Consider the following 17,397-nt stretch of genomic DNA (forward strand, 5'->3'; position numbering starts at 1 on the left):
CGATCGCGTCCTCGAGCTCCACACCAACGTGCAAATGGCCGCGTAAGCTAAAGACAAACATCGAAGCCGGAGAGCCAGCAATGAAGACATGTTTGGTCGTCGATGATTCAAGCGTCGTGCGCAAGATCGCGCGCCGCATCCTGGAAGGTCTCGAATTCCAGGTGACCGAAGCCGAGGACGGCTCGATTGCGCTCGAGATCTGCCGACAGCAGCTTCCCGACGCAGTGCTGCTCGACTGGAACATGCCGATCATGGACGGCTTCGAGTTCATGGGCCACATGCGGCGGCTGCCCGGCGGCGACCAGCCCAAGGTGGTGTTCTGCACCACCGAGAACAACGTCGCTCATATCGCCCAGGCGCTCAGCGGCGGCGCCAATGAGTACATCATGAAGCCGTTCGACAAGGACATCATCGCCGACAAGTTTGCCGAGGTCGGTTTGATCCCGGTCGGACATGCTGCTGCCTGAGTTTGCCTGAGCGTTCCCAGTAATCTTGCGAGAGGCGTCCCGTGACCCCGACCGAGTATGAGTATCTGCGTAAGTTCTTGAGGGATCATTCAGGTCTCGACCTGTCTGCAGACAAGCAATATCTGATCGAAAGTCGCCTGCTGCCGCTCGCGCGCAAGGCCAACCTGTCCGGCATCGGCGAGCTCGTGCAGAAGCTGCAGGCCGGCTCCAGCGCGCTGATCACCAGCGTGGTCGAAGCCATGACCACCAACGAGACCTTCTTCTTCCGCGACAAGGTCCCGTTCGATCATTTCCGCGACACCATCATGCCCGAGGTGCTCAAGGCGCGCGCGGCCCGCAAGAGCGTGCGCATCTGGTGCGCCGCCGGCTCGACCGGGCAGGAGCCCTATTCGCTGGCGATGTGCCTGAAGGAGATGGGTGCGGCGCTGACCGGTTGGCGCGTCGAGATCGTCGCCACCGACCTGTCGCAGGAGGTGCTGGAGAAATCCAAGGCCGGCATCTACAGCCAGTTCGAGGTGCAGCGCGGCCTGCCGATCCAGATGCTGGTCAAGTATTTCAAGCAGACCGGTGAGACCTGGCAGATCAATCCCGAGCTGCGGTCGATGATCCAGCACCGCCAGCTCAACCTGCTGCACGACTTCTCGCAGCTCGGCACGTTCGACGTGATCTTCTGCCGCAATGTGCTGATCTATTTCGATCAGGACACCAAGATCAACATCTTCAACCGTCTTGCGCGGCAGGTCGAGGGCGACGGCTTCCTGGTGCTCGGCGCGGCCGAGACCGTGGTCGGACTGACCGACACCTTCCGGCCGATCCCGGAGAAGCGCGGCCTCTACAAACCCAATGACGGCCGCGCCCCGGTCGCCACCAAGCCGGCGTTTGCCGCGGCCGCGCCCCGTCCGGCGGCCGTAGCAGGGCTGCGAGCATGAGCGAGGATGGCAAGGGTGCGGAACGTGTGACGTTCAGTCGCGGCTACGATGTCTGCATCATGGCCATCGACGGGACCTGGCGTCGCGACTGCAAGCTCAATGCGATTTCCGACACCGACGCGATCCTGACGGTCGAGGGGTCGATCCAGGGCTTGAACCTGAAGGAGTTCTTCCTGCTCCTGTCCTCGACCGGGCTCGCTTACCGCCGCTGCGAACTCGTGCGCGTCAACGGTGCCGAGATGGACATCCAGTTCCTGCGCGGCAAGAACAAGAAGAAGCGCGGCGCCGCCGCCGGTCACGACGCGACGGTCTGACCCGCCGCCTCGTGTGGGCGACGCTTAAGACGTTGTCTCGGATTTGAACAAAACATCCTGACGAATTCGGTGCACGGGTTTTACGTGGTTTAAGCGGGTGCCGTGTATCCCATTGCCCGTCTCAATGTCAGGAAGCGGCAATGCCAAAACGCTCATTCTCCTCCATCCCCTCAAACCTGCTGGATGCGACCGAACGGCGTCCGTTGCAGCTCCTCGTGGTCGACGACGACGCCACGCAGCGCAGCCTGATCAGCGTCGCGGCGAAGCACGCCGGTCATGAGGTGACGGTGTCGCCGTCGGTCGCGGACGCGATCGGCAAGCTCCGCAGCGCGCGGTTCGACTGCGTCACGCTGGACCTTGTTTTGGAGGATGGCGACGGCATCGACGTGCTGCGCGAGATGGCGGAAGCGAAGTTCGCGGGCTCCGTGATCGTCGTCAGCGGCATGGATGGCCCGCGTCGCTCCGACGCCCGCCGTTTTGCCCGCTCGGTCGGCATCGAGCTCCAGAGCCTGCCCAAGCCGCTCGATCTCGCGGCGCTGCGCATCAGCCTCGCCAATCTCGGCAAGACCGCAATGGGGCTGCCCGCAACCCATACCTGGGGCGGTGTGGCCGCAAACGCAATCGTGGAACGTCACCGCGCCTGAGGCGCGTGCCTCATCCGAACATCTGAAGTCGCCGCATGACGGCGGCGGCTTCATCGCCGGCCGGGGCGGTGGCATCGATCATGCATTGAAGGGCAAGGTCGAGCCCGGCCTTGCAGGCGTCGAGCGCGGCCTTGGCGGTCGCATAGCGCGGGGTGACGTCGTCGAGCACGATGACATCTGCGGAACCCGCCGGGTCGCCGCCAGCCTCGTGCATCATCGCGGCCGCGATCAGGCGCATGCTGTTTTCGACCTGCGCGATCAGATTGCGCAGGTCGTCCGCGATCAACTGATGGCTGTCGTTGTCGGGCGCTGCGACGAGAGGTCCCCTGACTGCATAATTGTGCATGGATATTCTCCGTCAACAGCTATTAGGCGCCACGCCGCTACTTGTGCGTTAACTTCATGTCCCGTACAAATGCGGGTGGGCCGAATCCGTGCCGAACGCCAAAGTGGTTGGCGCGGACGCGGGTTCTCTACTGCCGAATGGACGTGGCACATGGCCGATAAAACCTCCCGTGGCGAGATCTTTGTGGTCGACGACGACCCTGCCGTCCGCGACACCTTGGCGATGGTGTTGAAGGCGGCGGGCTATGAGGTGATCTGCTTCGCCGATGGCGCAGCGCTGCTGTCAGTCGCGCGAAACCGCACGCCGGCGGCGATCCTGCTCGACGTGCACATTCCCGGCAAATCAGGCCTCGACATTCTCAGGGAATTGCACGGCGAGGATTATCCGGCGCCGATCTTCATGATCTCGGGGCAGGGCGACATCGCGATGGCCGTGAGTGCGATCAAGAATGGCGCGCTCGATTTCATCGAGAAGCCGTTCCGCGGCAGCGAGATCGTCGGTCGGCTGGATGAGGCGATCGGCGCTTATGCACGCCGGCAGGCAGAGAGCGCCGCGCCGAAATTCGGCTCGTTGCATTTCCCGGGGCGCGAGCCCCTGACGCGGCGCGAGCGCGAAGTGCTCGAGCAGTTCGCCGCCGGCGCCTCGAACAAGGAAGCCGGCCGCACGCTCGGCATCAGCCCGCGCACCATCGAGGACCACCGCGCCAACATCATGAAGAAGCTCGGTGCGAGGAACGCTGCCGATCTGATCCGCATCGTGATGACCGCGGCCCAGCGGGCGTCTTAGAGTTTCTCGTGCCCCGGACGCAGCGCGTCATGAAATGATGCGCTGCTGAGCCGGGGCCCATCATTCGACGGCTATAGCAAGACGTTCTGGGTCCCGGATCTGCGCTTCGCTTGTCCGGGACACGAATGCGGCGCGCGCATCACCCGTCCAGCGCCTTGCGCAAGATCCGTGCGAGGTCCGACTTGCGATAGGGCTTTGCCAGCAGCAGGACGCCGGTGTCGAGCCGGCCATGATGGATGATGGCATTCTCGGTGTAGCCGGACGTGTAGACCACCTTGAGGTCGGGGCGGGTCTTCTGCAATTCGTCGGCAAGCTCGCGGCCGTTCATCTTGCCGGGCATGATCACGTCGGTGAAGAGCAGATCGAACGGCTTGCCGGTGGCGACGATCGCGAGCGCTTCGGCGGCGTTTGCGGCCTGCAGCGTGCGGTAGCCGAGTGCATGCAGCTGCGTGAGCACATATTCGCGAACCAGCCGGTCGTCCTCGACCACCAGGATCGTCTCGGTCCCGCCCTCGATCGTCGCCGGCGTGACGCCCTCGCTGCTTGCGGTCGGCGTGTTGCCGGGCGGCAAATACATCTTGATCGTGGTGCCGTGGCCTTCCTCGCTGTAGATCCGGATGTGTCCGGTCGATTGCTTGATGAAACCGTAGACCATGGACAGGCCGAGGCCGGTGCCTTTGCCGATGCCCTTCGAGGTGAAGAAGGGATCGAACACCCTGTCCAGCAGCTTCGAAGGAATGCCGCTGCCGGTGTCGCTCACCGCGATCAGTACGTAATGGCCCGGACGGATGTCGTTGACGCTGGCATAGACCTCATCGAGATACGCAGCGCCGGTCTCGAGGATCAGCTTGCCGCCGTTGGGCATGGCGTCGCGCGCGTTGAGGGCGAGATTGAGCAGCGCCGTCGTCAACTGGTTAGGGTCGACCATCGCCACGCAGGTCTCCTCCTCGAACACGGTCTCGATCTGGATCTGCTCGCCAAGCGTCGGCCGCAGCAGCTTTGCGGTGTCGACGATCAGCGAATTGACGTCGATCTCGCGCGGCTGCAGCGGCTGTTTTCGCGCAAAGGCGAGCAAGTGTTGAGTGAGCTCGGCGCCGCGCCCGGCCGCCTCGTCGATCATCTTGGTGATCGCCGCAAGCTGCGGCTCCTTCGCCACCGCATCGGCCAGAATCTCGATAGTGCCGGTGATGACGGTGAGGATGTTGTTGAAATCATGGGCCACGCCGCCGGTGAGCTGGCCGATCGCCTCCATCTTTTCGGAGTGGCGCATCCGTTCCTCGGCGGCGATCTTGTCGGTGAGGTCGCGGTAGAACACGTTGAACAGCAGGCCCTCGCGGCGCTTGAGCGCCGTGACGCTCAGCTCGGCCCTGAATTCCTTGCCGTCGCGGCGTCGCATCGTCATCTCGCGGCGGCGGTCGAGCAGCCGGCCTTCCCGGGTTTCCAGGAAGCGCAGCAGGCCCGCCCTGATGCGCTCCCGCTCACCCTCGGCGACGATCAGGTCGATGGCGCTCTTGCCGAGTGCCTCGTCGCGGCGCCAGCCGAACATCGTCTCGGCCTGCGAGTTCCAATCCAGGATCTTGCCGTTTTCGTCGGTCTGGACGAAGGCGTCGAGCGCGGTCTCGATGATGTTGCGGGCGAGGCGTTCGGTCTCGCGCTGCGACTCCTGTGCGAGCCGCGCCTCGGTCATGTCGCGTCCGACGAAGAAGAAGCGCTTGGCCTCCTGTGACCAGCTTCCCAGCCAGGACAGCCAGACCTCGTGTCCGTCCTTGTGGAAGCAGCGGGTGTCGGCGAGTGTCGGGCGGTCGCCGTGCCTGAGCGCGCGCATCTCCTCGCGCGACCGTTCCAGATGGTCGGGGTGGATGAAGTCGGCGCCGCTGCGCCCGACCATCTCTTGCGGCTGGTAACCGAGGATGGTCGCCGAGCTCGGGCTGATCTGGGCGACATATCCCCTGGCGTCCATGATCATGATCAGATCCTGCGAGGTATCGAAGATCTGCCGCCGCTCCTCGAGCTGCTGCTGCAGGGCGCGTTCCATCCGTCGCGCTTCCGTGACGTTGCGGGCGGCGCCGGACGCGCCGATGATCTCGCCTGATGGCCCCCGGATCGGCGACAGGCTCACCGCGATTTCCACCGGCGTGCCGTCCTTGCGGATGCGTACGGTCTCGTAGCGCTCGATCGCCTCGCCGGCGGTGATCCGCCGCAGATAATCCTTGGCCTCGTGCCGGCGGTCCTCGGGCACGATGATCGCGGTCGGTTTGCCGACCGCTTCCTCAGCCGAGAAGCCGTAGAGCTGCTCCGCGGCCTTGTTCCAGCCGGTGATGATGCCGTCGAGCGACTGCATCACGATCGCATCGTCGGACGATTCCACCGCGGCACTGAACAGGCGCTCGCGTGCGGCGTAGTGATCGCGTGCGGCTTCGGTGCGATGTCGCTCCAGCACCTCGCGCTGCAGCGCTGCGGTCTTGGCCCGGGTCTCCTCGACCATCCGCGCGAAGGCCCGCGCCAACACGCCGGTCTCGCCGGGTGCATCGACCGGAATGGCGACGGGATTATCGCGGCCGATGCTCTCGACCGCGGCCGTGAGCTGGCCGATCGGCTGGGTCAGCGTGCGTGCGAGCAGCACGGCCAGCGCAGCCGCAACCAGCACGGCGATGATGCCGATCGTGAGACTGGTGTTCTGGATGGTGACGGCCAGCGCCATGAAGGCGGCGTTGGGCGCGACCCGGATGACGCCGACCCACTGATCCTGAGCCAGCACGGCGGAGGCGATCGCCGCACCGCCCGGACGTCCGCCGCGGCCCGGCACGATTTGCGAGACCGTCTCCGGTTTTCCTGCGAACGCGGCGAAATAGGGAAAGTCATTTTGCCATCGGGTCGGCTTTCCCAGTTGAGAGCCGTATTCGCGGCTGCGGTCGGGATGCACCAGATAGTCGCCGTTGCGACCGACGACGTAAACCTGCTCGCCGGGGCGAGCGGACGTGCGGATGCGTTCAAGAATCTTGCGCATGTCGATGTTGACGATGACGATGCCGAACGGCTGGTGGTTCGTCCCGAAGATCGGCGCTGCGACACGCAAGGTCGGCACGTAGGGCGTCTGGATCACGTCGTCATCGACATTCAGATCGACCGGAGAGACGTAGATCTGGTCCTCGGCGAGCTTGATGGTTTCCTGGAAGAAGAAGCGATCGCCCTTCTTTTGCAGCGCTTCGTCTGATACGACGCGCACCGCCCCGTTCGGACCCTCGCGATCGACACGCAGATACTCGGTCCCGTCGGCGCCGATGACGCGAAACTTGGCGTAAGCCGGGTTGGCGCCGACATCGGCCACCAGGCGCGTCAGCAGGCGCTCACGCCAGGTGGATTCGGAGAGCTGGTCGACGGGATCGATGCCGTTGTTGAAATGGGCGTTGATCATGCCGCGCGCGGCTGCGCGGGTGCGGAACGTGGCGATGTCGGCGCGCGCGCCATTGGCATACGATTCGAGTTCCGAGGCGAGCTGCCGCGCATGGCTCTCGATCCGGTCGAGTACCCGCGGCAGCAACGCCTCCTCGAGCGCCCGCGCGCTGAACCATCCGACGGCGGAGACCGCGACCGTGACCAGCAGGATCATCGTGATGGCTAGTCGGGTCGCCAGCTTCATGTGGGCCTTCGCAGCGCTTCGGGGCCCGCCCAGCATGTTCCGCTCTGCGACGGAATGCACCCCCTGATCATTGACGCCCGGAGCCGATATTGGGGTTCATTGCCGCATCCTTGCCGGCGCCATCCTTGCCGGCACCAAGGCAGCCGTCGACCGCGGCAAGCAGCGCATCGGCCCGGAACGGCTTCTGCAGGCTTGCGACCGCGCCGAGCTTGGTTGCCATCTTCAGGAAGTCGGGTTCGGCATAGGCGTCTGGAGTCACCGAGCGGCCGGAAATGACGATGATCGGGATGGTCGGCCGCTGTGCCCGAACGTGACGCATCGTCTCCAGCCCGTCCATCCCGGGCATGTATATGTCGAGGAACAGCAGGTCGAACTGATCGGTCTCAAACAGCGCGAGACCCGCACGGCCGTCGTTGGCGAGCGTCACGCGATGTCCGGCCCGTTCCAACAGCAGCCGGATGGTGATCTGCACAGCCGGATCGTCGTCCACGATCAGGATGTTGGCCAAATCTCAGCCCTCCCAGCGCCGAAATGTTGCGCGGAAAACGCGCTTCCTGCAAGCACTTCGCGAGCAATGAGTTCCGCCCGGACCGGAACTTCCGTCGGTCAAATGCACGCCGGCATACAGATGTAACCGGTCAGTCGCTGAGATATTCCGGGTGGCGCGCGCGGATCGTGGCGAGCTCGCTGAGGGTGCCCGACAGATGCGTGCGCAGATGCTGCTGTGCGGCATCGCCGTCGCCGGCTTCGATCGCGCGTGTGATCAGCTTGTGGTGGCGCAGGATGTTCTGGGCCTTGCCGGGTGAGGGTAGATGCAGCCGGCGCAGCCGGTCGATATGGCCACTACGGCTGCGCACCAGCATCCAGAGGTCCTGCTTGCCGGCTGCAGCATAGAGCTGGGCGTGGAAATCATTGTCGGCCGCTATGAAGGCCTCGAAGTCGCCGGCCTTGGTGAATTGCTGTTGCAGTGCAATGGCGTGATCCAGGCGGATCACGAGCGACGAGTCGCGGCCGGCCGCCAGCAGCCGCACGATCTCCAGCTCCAGCGCCTGACGCAGGAAATGCGCCTGCTGCGCGCGACTGACGTCGATCCGGCTGACCACGGTGGCGTGCTGGGGGAACACGTCGACCAGCCCCTCTTCCTCGAGCCGCATCAGCGCGTCGCGTACCGGCGTCGAGCTGACGCCGAACCGGCCGGCCAGCTCCGCGCGCGACAGCGGCGCGCCCGGTGGAAGCTCCAGAGCGATGATCGCATTGCGCAGCCGTTCGAACACCTGCGGCGCGGCCTGACGGGCGCGATCGAGCCGGGCGGCGGGTTTTGCGACCGCGCGCGGCGCGGTGAGGGATGATTCCATGGATGGTCCCGCGGGCTTGCCTTTGATGCACTAATATATTAGTGCATCAGCAAGGTCAACGCGGCTCGACCAGAGGCCGGAGGAAACACACAACAATGATCACGCATCTTCGCAAGCTTGCGGCTGCCACCCTGATCGTCGCGACCGCTCTGTCGGCCTCCGCGGCGTCCGCGCAGCAGAAATCCGAAATCACACTGTCGCGCCAGCCCGGCATTTTCTACATGCCGAGCCACATCATGGAGAAGCAGAAGCTGATCGAGAAGCACGCGGCTTCGCTCGGCGTGTCCGGCGTCACCACGAAGTGGATCACCTTCTCCGGCGGCGGCGCTCAGACCGATGCGCTGCTCGCGGGCGGCGTCGACATCCTCAACACCGGCACCGGCAATCTTCTGTTGCTGTGGGACCGCACCCGCGGCGGCGTGAAGGGCATCGTCGCGACTTCGGCGCAGCCGATGACCCTGATCAGCCGGGACGCCAACATCAAGTCGATCAAGGATTTTGGTCCGACCGACAAGATTGCGGTCCCGACTGTCAAGGTCTCGACCCAGGCGATCGTGCTGCAGATCGCGGCGGCCGAGGCCTTTGGCGCCGATCAGTGGTCGAAGCTCGACGTCAACACTGTGCAACTCGGCCATCCTGACGCCTATGCGGCGCTCGCCAATCCCAAGCACGAGGTGCACAACCACTTTTCGATCCCGCCCTTCACGTTCCTCGAATTGAAGAACGTTCCGGGCGCGCATGTCGTGCTGTCCTCGCCCGACGTGATGGGCGGCCCGCTCAGCCAGGCGCAGTTCTTCACCACGACGAAATTCGCCGACGCCAACCCGAAGATCATCCAGGCGGTGCGCGACGCCACCAAGGAAGCGCAGGATTTGATCCGCAGCGACACCAGGCAGGCGGTCGAGATCTACAAGGAGATCACCGGCGACAAGACCTCGGTCGAAGAGCTGCTCGATCTCCTGAAGGAGCCCGGCATGATGGAGTGGAATTTGGAGCCGCAGGGTACGATGAAGTTCGCCGCGCATCTGTTCAAGACCGGTACGCTCAAGACCCAGCCCAAGGCCTGGACGGAGTATTACCTCCCCGTCGCGCATGATCTGAAGGGCAACTGATGGCCCTGCTCGACGTCAGCTCCGTGACATTGCGCTACAAGACGTCGAGCGCGGTCGTCACCGCCACCGAAAAAGTCTCCTTCACCGTCGACAAGTCCGATCGCTTCGTGCTGCTCGGGCCGTCAGGCTGCGGCAAGTCCACCCTCCTGAAGGCTGTCGGCGGCTATATGACGCCAAGCGAAGGCCGGATGACGATCGGCGATCGCGAGATCCGCGGCCCCGGCGCCGACCGGATGATGATCTTCCAGGAGTTCGACCAGCTCCTGCCCTGGAAGACCGTTCTCGCCAATGTCATGTTTCCGCTGCTGACCGCGCGAAAGCTGTCGCGCAAGGACGGCGAGGCACGCGCGCGGGCCTATATCGAGAAAGTCGGGCTGACCCGCGTGGTCGATGCCTATCCGCACACGCTCTCCGGCGGCATGAAGCAGCGCGTCGCGATCGCGCGCGGCATGGCGATGGAGCCGGATATCCTTTTGATGGACGAGCCGTTCGCCGCGCTCGACGCGCTGACGCGCCGGACCTGCCAGGACGAGCTGCTCCAGCTCTGGAGCGAAACCAAATTCACTGTGCTGTTCGTGACCCATTCGATCGCGGAAGCGATCCGCATCGGCAACCGCATCCTGCTGCTGTCGCCGCATCCCGGCCGGGTCAAGGCCGAGGTGGTGGATGTCGACAAGGTCGGCAATGACGACGGCAGCGCCGGCCGGCTGGAGAGGGAGATCCACGATCTCCTGTTCGCCGGTGAAGCCACGGCCCACTGAGGGAGCAATTGATGGGCGAAGCGAGAATTCTGCTGCGTGACGCGTCTGTTGCCGCCGCCGGCAGCGCAGGCGAAGTCGAGCGCAAGCTGACCGTGCTCGAGCTGTTGTGGAACGACGGTTTTGTCCGCAAGGCCGTTATCATCCTGTTCCTGGCTGCGGTCTGGGAAGCCTACGGCGTCTATCTCGACAATCCCCTGCTGTTTCCGACCTTGCACGACACCATCGTCACGCTGTTCGACCGCGTGAAGGACGGCACCATCCCGATGCGGGCCTGGTCCTCGTTGAAGGTGCTCTTCATGGGCTATTCGGCCGGCATCGTGCTCGCGGCCATCTTCACGGTGCTCGCGATCTCGACCCGGATCGGCACCGACTTCCTCGAGACCGTCACGGCGATGTTCAACCCGCTGCCTGCCATCGCGCTGTTGCCGCTGGCGCTGATCTGGTTCGGGCTCGGCAATGGCAGCCTCGTTTTCGTGCTGATCCATTCGGTGCTGTGGCCGGTCGCGCTCAACACCCATTCCGGCTTCAAGAGCGTGTCGAACACGCTGCGCATGGTCGGCCGCAATTACGGGCTGCGCGGGCTGCCCTATGTCGCAAAGATCCTGATCCCGGCCGCCTTCGGCTCGATCCTCACCGGCCTCAAGATCGGCTGGGCCTTTGCCTGGCGCACCCTGATCGCGGCCGAGCTGGTATTCGGCGTGTCCTCGGGGCAGGGCGGGCTCGGCTGGTTCATCTTCGAGAACCGCAACCTGCTCGATATACCCGCGGTCTTCGCAGGCCTCTTGACGGTGATTATCATCGGGCTCTTTGTCGAGAATCTGATCTTCCGCGCCATCGAGCGGAACACCGTCCAGAAATGGGGCACCCAATCATGACCAAGAAGAAAACCCCCGGCCAGCTCCGCAGCGCGCGCTGGTTCGCGCCCGACGACCTCCGCTCGTTCGGCCATCGCTCCCGCGCCATGCAGATGGGCTACGCGCCGGAGGAGTGGAAGGACCGCCCCTGCATCGCGATCCTCAACACCTGGTCGGATGCACAGCCCTGCCACATGCACTTCAAGTCGCGGGTCGACGACGTCAAGCGCGGTATCCTGATGGCCGGCGGCCTGCCGATCGAGCTGCCCGCGCTCTCGCTGTCGGAATCGCTGTTGAAGCCGACCACCATGCTCTATCGCAACCTGCTGGCGATGGACGCGGAGGAGCTGCTGCGCAGCCATCCCGTCGACGGCGTGGTGCTGATGGGCGGCTGCGACAAGACCACGCCGGCGCTGCTGCTCGGCGCCACCTCGATGAACATCCCGGCGATCTATCTGCCGGCCGGTCCCATGCTGCGCGGTAACTGGAAGGGCAAGACGCTGGGCTCCGGCTCCGACGGCTGGAAATACTGGGACGAGCGGCGCGCCGGAAAGATTTCTGACAAGGACTGGGTCGACATCGAGGCCGGCATCGCGCGCAGCTACGGCACCTGCATGACCATGGGCACGGCCTCGACCATGACGGCGATTGCCGAAGCCATCGGCATGACGCTGCCCGGCGCCTCCTCGATTCCCGCTGCCGACGCCAACCACATCCGCATGGCCTCGGAATGCGGCCGCCGCATCGTCGAGATGGTCTGGGAGGATTTGACGCCGAAGGCGATCCAGACCCGAAAAGCCTTCGAGAACGCGATCGCGGTGGCGATGGCCATGGGCTGCTCGACCAACGCCATCATCCATCTGATCGCGCAGGCCCGCCGCGCCGGCCAGGACATCGGCCTCGACGATTTTGAGACCGCGAGCCGCAAGGTGCCCGTGATCGCCAATGTGCGCCCGAGCGGCGATACCTATCTGATGGAGGACTTCTTCTACGCCGGCGGCCTGCCGGCGCTGATGGGCGAGATCAGGCAGCATCTGCATCTCGACTGCATCACGGTGACGGGCAAGACCGTCGGCGAGAACATCGCCGGCGCCGAGGTTCACAATGACGACGTCATCCGCTCGGTCGAAAACCCCATCTACAAGGAAGGCGCGCTCGCCGTCCTCAAGGGCAACCTCGCGCCCGATGGCTGCGTGATCAAGCCGAGTGCGTGCGAAACGCGCTTCCTCAAGCACACCGGCCCAGCTTTGGTGTTCGACGATTATCCGTCGATGAAGAAGGCGGTCGACGATCCCAATCTCGACGTCACCGCGGACCACGTCCTCATCCTGCGCAACGCGGGGCCGCAGGGCGGGCCGGGCATGCCGGAATGGGGCATGCTGCCGATCCCGACAAAACTCGTGAAGCAGGGCGTGCGCGACATGGTGCGCATCTCGGATGCGCGCATGAGCGGCACCAGCTACGGCGCCTGTATTCTGCATGTCGCACCCGAATCCTATGTCGGCGGGCCGCTGGCGCTGGTCCAGAACGGCGATCGCATCACGCTGGACGTTGCCGCGCGCACCATCAATCTCGATGTGGGCGAAGCCGAGCTCGCCAAGCGTCGCGCCGCCTGGAAGCAGCCCGAGCGCCGCTTCGAGCGCGGCTATGGCTGGATGTTCTCGAAGCACATCAAGCAGGCCAATGACGGCTGCGATTTCGATTTCCTGGAGACCGGCTTTGGCGCGCCGATCGGCGAGCCGTCGATTTACTGACCGTCGTTCCGGGGCGATGCGACGGGACCGCGAAGCGCGGCCCGGAGCATCGAACCCGGAACCCATTTCACCACAGCGCATGCAGCCCGATGGATTCCGGGCTCGCGCTACGCGCGCCCCGGAATGACGAAAGAGAGAATGAGTTCAAAATGTCCAAACTCAGCGACGCCACCCGCACCAAGCTCAAATCCGTCTCCACCGCCACCGTCGCCACCGCTTTGTTCAAGCGCGGCCTGCGCATCCAGATGATCCAGGACGTGCATCCCGTCGGTCCGGACCAGCCGACCATGGTCGGCGAAGCCTTCACGCTACGCTACATGCCGGCGCGCGAGGATCTCAACACCATCGACGTGTTCAAGGACCGCTCCCACCCCCAGCGCAAGGCGGTCGAGGATTGCCCGGCAGGCAGCGTGCTTGTCATGGACAGCCGCAAGGACGCCCGCGCGGCCTCGGCCGGCGCGATCCTGGTGACGCGGCTGATGAAGCGCGGGGTCGCCGGCGTCGTCACCGACGGCGGCTTTCGCGATTCCGCGGAGATCGCAAAGCTCGGCATCCCCGCCTACCACCATCGTCCGTCCGCGCCGACCAACCTGACGCTGCACCAGGCGATCGAGATCAACGTGCCCATCGGCTGCGGCGATGCGCCGGTGTTCCCCGGCGACGTCATCCTCGGCGATGCCGACGGTGTGATCGTGATCCCCGCGCATCTCGCCGACGAGATCGCCAACGAGACTTTTGAGATGACCGCGTTCGAGGATTTCGTGACCGAGGAAGTCGGCAAGGGCCGCGGCATCTTTGGGCTTTATCCGGCGACCGATCCGCAGACGCTCACGGATTTTGCGGCTTGGCGCAAGGCGAACGGCCGTTAACTACTGAAGTCGAGAAAACGGGCCGGCCATCGCAAGCGCCGGCCTCACATCAGCAGGGAGGAACCGATGAATCAGACACGACGCGATCTCTTGGCCGGCGCCGGCGCGCTGGCTGCTTCCACGCTTCTGGCTCGTACCGCCGGCGCCCAGTCTTTCCCGTTCTCGCCGAACCAGCGCTATCCCGATCCCGCGATCCAGATCCTGGATCCGGCCTTCGCAAAATACCGGCTCTACTCCTCGACGGTCGAGCAGGTTGCGACCGGCATGCGCTGGGCGGAAGGCCCCGCCTATTTCCCGGAGGGCGGCTATCTGCTGTTCTCGGACATCCCGAACAACCGGATCATGAAATTCGACGAGAAGACCGGGCAGACCAGCGTGTTCCGCGCCAATGCCAACTACGCCAATGGCAATACACGCGACCGCCAGGGCCGCCTCGTCACCTGCGAGCACTCCGTCACCCGCCGCATCACCCGCACCGAGAAGGACGGCAAGATCACGGTGCTGGCCGACAAGTTCGAGGGCAAGCGGCTGAACGCGCCGAACGATATCGTGGTGAAGTCCGACGACAGCATCTGGTTCACCGATCCCTTGTTCGGCATCAATGGCGAGTGGGAGGGCAAGAAGGAGAAATCCGAGCAGGCCACCACCAACGTCTACCGCCTCGCCAAGGACGGAAAGCTCACCGCCGTCGTCACCGACCTCGTCAATCCGAACGGCCTCGCCTTCTCGCCGGACGAGAGGAAGCTCTACATTGTCGAGTGGAAGGGCACGCCCAACCGCAGCATCTGGAGCTACAATGTCGGCGACGACGGGAGCTTAAGCGGCAAGACCAAGCTGATCGATGCCGCCGACCAGGGCTCGCTCGACGGCTTCCGCGTCGACCGCGACGGCAACCTCTGGTGCGGCTGGGGTTCGAACGGTGCGCTGCAGGGCGAGCCGACGGATGTCGGCGGCCGAAAGGTCTACCAGCTCAAGGGCAAACCGGAGGATCTCGACGGCGTCATGGTGTTCAACCCCGAAGGCAAGCCGCTCGCCTTCATCCGCCTCCCCGAACGCTGCGCCAATCTCTGCTTCGGCGGTCCCAAGAACAACCGCCTCTACATGGCAAGCAGCCATTCGGTCTACGCGCTCTATGTGGAAGCGCACGGGGCGGTGTGATGGTGTCCTTCGCCTCTCCCCGCTTGCGGGGAGAGGCCGTAATTCAAGAGTAGCTTGAATTACGGGTGAGGGGGACTCACCACGAGTCCAATTGCTACCGTCCCTGCTGAGACTCCCCCTCACCCCGACTCTCTCCCCGCAAGCGGGGAGAGGGGGATTAAGCCTCCGCCATCCCCGCCGCCCACAGCGCAAAGGCATAGACGATCGCGACTTCGTCCAACCGATCGAAGCGCCCCGACGCGCCGCCATGGCCGGCGCCCATGTTGGTGCGGAGCAGGACGGGGCCGCCGCCGGTCATGGTGGCGCGCAGGCGTGCGATCCACTTTGCCGGCTCCCAGTAAGTGACTCGAGGATCGGTGAGCCCGCCCATCGCCAGGATCGCCGGATAGTCTTTTGCCGCGACATTGTCGTAGGGCGAGTAGGACAAAATGGTGCGAAAATCCTTTTCGCTTTCGATCGGGTTGCCCCATTCCGGCCATTCCGGCGGCGTCAGCGGCAGCGTGTCGTCGAGCATGGTGTTGAGCACGTCGACGAACGGCACCTCGGCCACGATGCCGGCGAACAATTCGCCGGCGCGGTTGGCGACCGCGCCCATCAGCATGCCGCCGGCCGAGCCGCCATGGCCGACGATGCGTTTTGCGCTGGTGTATTTTGCGTCGATCAGCGCCCGCGCGCTGGCGGCAAAGTCGTCGAACGAATTCGTCTTCTTCTCGCGCTTGCCGTCGAGATACCAGCCCCAGCCCTTGTCGGCGCCGCCGCGGATATGCGCGATGGCATAGACGAAGCCGCGATCGACCAGCGACAGGCGGTTGGCGTTGAAGGATGCCGGCATCGCCATGCCGTAGGAGCCGTAGCCGTAGAGCAGCAGCGGCGCGGAGCCGTCGAGCGTCAATCCGCGGCGATACAGGATCGAGACCGGCACGAGCGCACCGTCATGCGACGTCGCCATGATGCGGGTGGTAACGTAATCGGCGGCGTCGTGACCGCTGGGAATCTCCTGCCGCTTGCGCAACGTGCGCGTCCGCTTCGCCATGTCGTAGTCATAGACCTCCGACGGCGTCGTCATCGACGAATAGGAGAAGCGCAGATTCGTCGTCTCGAATTCGTAGGAGCCCATCGTGTCGAGCGAATAGGCGGCCTCGTCGAATGCGATGGCGTGCTCTTCCTTCGTCGCGAGGTCGCGGATCACGATCGCCGGCAGCGCATTGGCGCGCTCCAGCCGCACGAGATGGCCGGCATAGAGATCGATGTCGATGATGTAGATGCCGGGACGATAGGGGATCAGGTCGCGCCAGTTGGTGCGCTCGGAGGCGGCCAGCGGCGCGGTGACGATCTTGAAGTCAATGGCGTCGTCGGCATTGGTCAGGATGAACAGCTCGTCGCCGCGGTCGGCGAGCGAATATTGCACGCCCTCCTCGCGCGCCGCGACCAGGCGCGGCGGCGCATCGGGATTGGCGAGATCGATCAGCCGCTGCTCCGACGTCTCGTGGTCGCCGCCCGCGATCACGCAGAAGCGCCCCGAGGTGCTCTCGTGCAGATGGGTGAACCAGCCGGCATCCTGCTCCTCATAGACCAGGGTGTCGTCGGCCTGTTTGGTGCCGAGCCTGTGCCGCCACACCTGCATCGGGCGGTGGTTGTCGTCGAGCTTGACGTAGAAGAAGCTCTTGGCGTCCCTGCTCCAGACCACGCCGCCGTCGGTCTCTCCGACAAAATCGTCCAGATCCCTGCCCGTGGCCCAATCGCGCACGCGGATCGAGAAATATTCGGAGCCCTTGGTATCCGCGCTCCACGCCTGCAGCCTGTGGTCGGGTGAATGCCGGCTGCCGCCAAACTTGAAATATTTGTGGTCCTTGGCGAGCGCATCGCCGTCGAGCACGATATGGCTCTCGCCACCGTTGCGCGGCATGCGGCCGAACAGCTCGTGCTGCCCGCCCTCGCGAAACTTGCGGAAATAGGCGTACTGGCCGTCCGGCGACGGTACGCTGGAATCGTCCTCCTTGATCCGGCCGCGCATCTCGCGCACCAGCACCTTCTGAAGCGGCGCGGTATGGCCGAGCAGGCTCTCGGTATAGACGTTCTCTTCCTCGAGATATTTGCGGATGTCGGGATCGAGCACCGCGGGATCGCGCAGAACCTCCTGCCACTTCTCGTCCTTCAGCCAGGCATAATCGTCGGCAACATTGATGCCGTGACGGCTGAAGGAATGTGGCCGCCGCGGCGCGACGGGGGGCTTGGAAGGCTTTGCAGTCTGTGTCACTCGGTCCTCGTTCAAAAACTTTCGCACGCTGGCGTTCTTCACCTCGCCCCGCTTGCGGGGAGAGGTCGAATTCGATCGCAGATCGAATTCGGGTGAGGGGGACTCTCCGCGAGTCCAACTGTTACTGTCGCTGCGGATGCAGCCCCTCACC

General features: G+C 64.5%; 16 protein-coding genes. 11 read left to right on the plus strand and 5 right to left on the minus strand.

Annotated features, from left to right (window positions below; translation table 11 throughout):
- Positions 1-80: 80 nt before the first annotated feature.
- The 4 genes from C2U70_RS29440 to C2U70_RS29455 all read left to right on the plus strand — a co-directional run bounded on the left by C2U70_RS29440 (position 81) and on the right by C2U70_RS29455 (position 2,354).
- Complete coding sequence (locus tag C2U70_RS29440; RefSeq protein ID WP_140982140.1) at positions 81-467, plus strand: response regulator; 387 nt, start codon at positions 81-83, stop codon at positions 465-467.
- A gap of 41 nt (positions 468-508) precedes the next feature.
- Positions 509-1,396 (plus strand): CheR family methyltransferase, encoded by an 888-nt coding sequence (locus tag C2U70_RS29445; protein ID WP_140982141.1) that lies wholly within the window; start codon positions 509-511, stop codon positions 1,394-1,396.
- On the plus strand, positions 1,393-1,710 hold the full coding sequence (locus C2U70_RS29450) for a PilZ domain-containing protein (RefSeq protein WP_140982142.1): 318 nt from the start codon (positions 1,393-1,395) through the stop codon (positions 1,708-1,710). The genes C2U70_RS29445 and C2U70_RS29450 overlap by 4 nt, the downstream gene beginning before the upstream one ends.
- 140 nt (positions 1,711-1,850) lie before the next feature.
- Complete coding sequence (locus C2U70_RS29455) at positions 1,851-2,354, plus strand: response regulator (RefSeq protein ID WP_140982143.1); 504 nt, start codon at positions 1,851-1,853, stop codon at positions 2,352-2,354.
- 10 nt (positions 2,355-2,364) lie between these two features.
- Here the strand turns inward: C2U70_RS29455 and C2U70_RS29460 are convergent, their stop codons facing one another.
- Positions 2,365-2,700, minus strand: coding sequence for a hypothetical protein (locus C2U70_RS29460; protein WP_140982144.1), 336 nt, complete (start codon positions 2,698-2,700; stop codon positions 2,365-2,367).
- A 150-nt stretch (positions 2,701-2,850) separates the two neighbouring features.
- On the opposite strand from C2U70_RS29460, the gene C2U70_RS29465 reads away from it, so the two are divergent.
- Positions 2,851-3,486, plus strand: a complete 636-nt coding sequence (locus tag C2U70_RS29465) for a response regulator transcription factor (RefSeq protein ID WP_140982145.1) — start codon at positions 2,851-2,853, stop codon at positions 3,484-3,486.
- Positions 3,487-3,625: 139 nt separating this feature from the next.
- On the opposite strand, the gene C2U70_RS29470 is transcribed toward C2U70_RS29465, so the two are convergent.
- The 3 genes from C2U70_RS29470 to C2U70_RS29480 form a co-directional block, all read right to left on the minus strand.
- Positions 3,626-7,126, minus strand: a complete 3,501-nt coding sequence (locus C2U70_RS29470; RefSeq protein ID WP_140982146.1) for a PAS domain S-box protein — start codon at positions 7,124-7,126, stop codon at positions 3,626-3,628.
- Between the two features lie 67 nt (positions 7,127-7,193).
- Positions 7,194-7,634 (minus strand): response regulator, encoded by a 441-nt coding sequence (locus C2U70_RS29475; protein ID WP_140982147.1) that lies wholly within the window; start codon positions 7,632-7,634, stop codon positions 7,194-7,196.
- A 130-nt stretch (positions 7,635-7,764) separates the two neighbouring features.
- Entirely contained in the window at positions 7,765-8,481 is a 717-nt protein-coding gene (locus tag C2U70_RS29480) for a GntR family transcriptional regulator (protein WP_140982148.1), read from the minus strand.
- Between the two features lie 95 nt (positions 8,482-8,576).
- Between C2U70_RS29480 and C2U70_RS29485 the strand changes: the two genes are divergently transcribed.
- The 6 genes from C2U70_RS29485 (at position 8,577) to C2U70_RS29510 (ending at position 14,989) form a co-directional block, all read left to right on the plus strand.
- A complete protein-coding gene (locus C2U70_RS29485) occupies positions 8,577-9,593 on the plus strand; it encodes an ABC transporter substrate-binding protein (protein ID WP_140982149.1) in 1,017 nt (338 codons plus the stop codon).
- On the plus strand, positions 9,593-10,354 hold the full coding sequence (locus C2U70_RS29490) for an ABC transporter ATP-binding protein (protein WP_140982150.1): 762 nt from the start codon (positions 9,593-9,595) through the stop codon (positions 10,352-10,354). The genes C2U70_RS29485 and C2U70_RS29490 overlap by 1 nt, the downstream gene beginning before the upstream one ends.
- A gap of 11 nt (positions 10,355-10,365) precedes the next feature.
- Positions 10,366-11,229 (plus strand): ABC transporter permease, encoded by an 864-nt coding sequence (locus C2U70_RS29495; RefSeq protein WP_140982151.1) that lies wholly within the window; start codon positions 10,366-10,368, stop codon positions 11,227-11,229.
- On the plus strand, positions 11,226-12,962 hold the full coding sequence (araD, locus tag C2U70_RS29500) for an L-arabinonate dehydratase (protein ID WP_186294553.1): 1,737 nt from the start codon (positions 11,226-11,228) through the stop codon (positions 12,960-12,962). Before C2U70_RS29495 ends, araD begins: the two co-directional genes overlap by 4 nt.
- A gap of 149 nt (positions 12,963-13,111) precedes the next feature.
- The gene (locus C2U70_RS29505) at positions 13,112-13,831 is read left to right on the plus strand and encodes a ribonuclease activity regulator RraA (protein ID WP_140982152.1); all 720 of its coding nucleotides are present in this window, start codon (positions 13,112-13,114) and stop codon (positions 13,829-13,831) included.
- A gap of 66 nt (positions 13,832-13,897) precedes the next feature.
- Positions 13,898-14,989 (plus strand): SMP-30/gluconolactonase/LRE family protein, encoded by a 1,092-nt coding sequence (locus C2U70_RS29510; protein WP_140982153.1) that lies wholly within the window; start codon positions 13,898-13,900, stop codon positions 14,987-14,989.
- Positions 14,990-15,146: 157 nt separating this feature from the next.
- Here C2U70_RS29510 and C2U70_RS29515 read toward each other — a convergent pair whose 3' ends face one another.
- Positions 15,147-17,246, minus strand: a complete 2,100-nt coding sequence (locus tag C2U70_RS29515; RefSeq protein WP_140982154.1) for a S9 family peptidase — start codon at positions 17,244-17,246, stop codon at positions 15,147-15,149.
- Positions 17,247-17,397 lie beyond the last annotated feature (151 nt).

Origin of the sequence: Bradyrhizobium guangdongense (assembly GCF_006483445.1) — a bacterium.
In the GTDB taxonomy this organism is placed as follows: domain Bacteria; phylum Pseudomonadota; class Alphaproteobacteria; order Rhizobiales; family Xanthobacteraceae; genus Bradyrhizobium; species Bradyrhizobium guangdongense_A.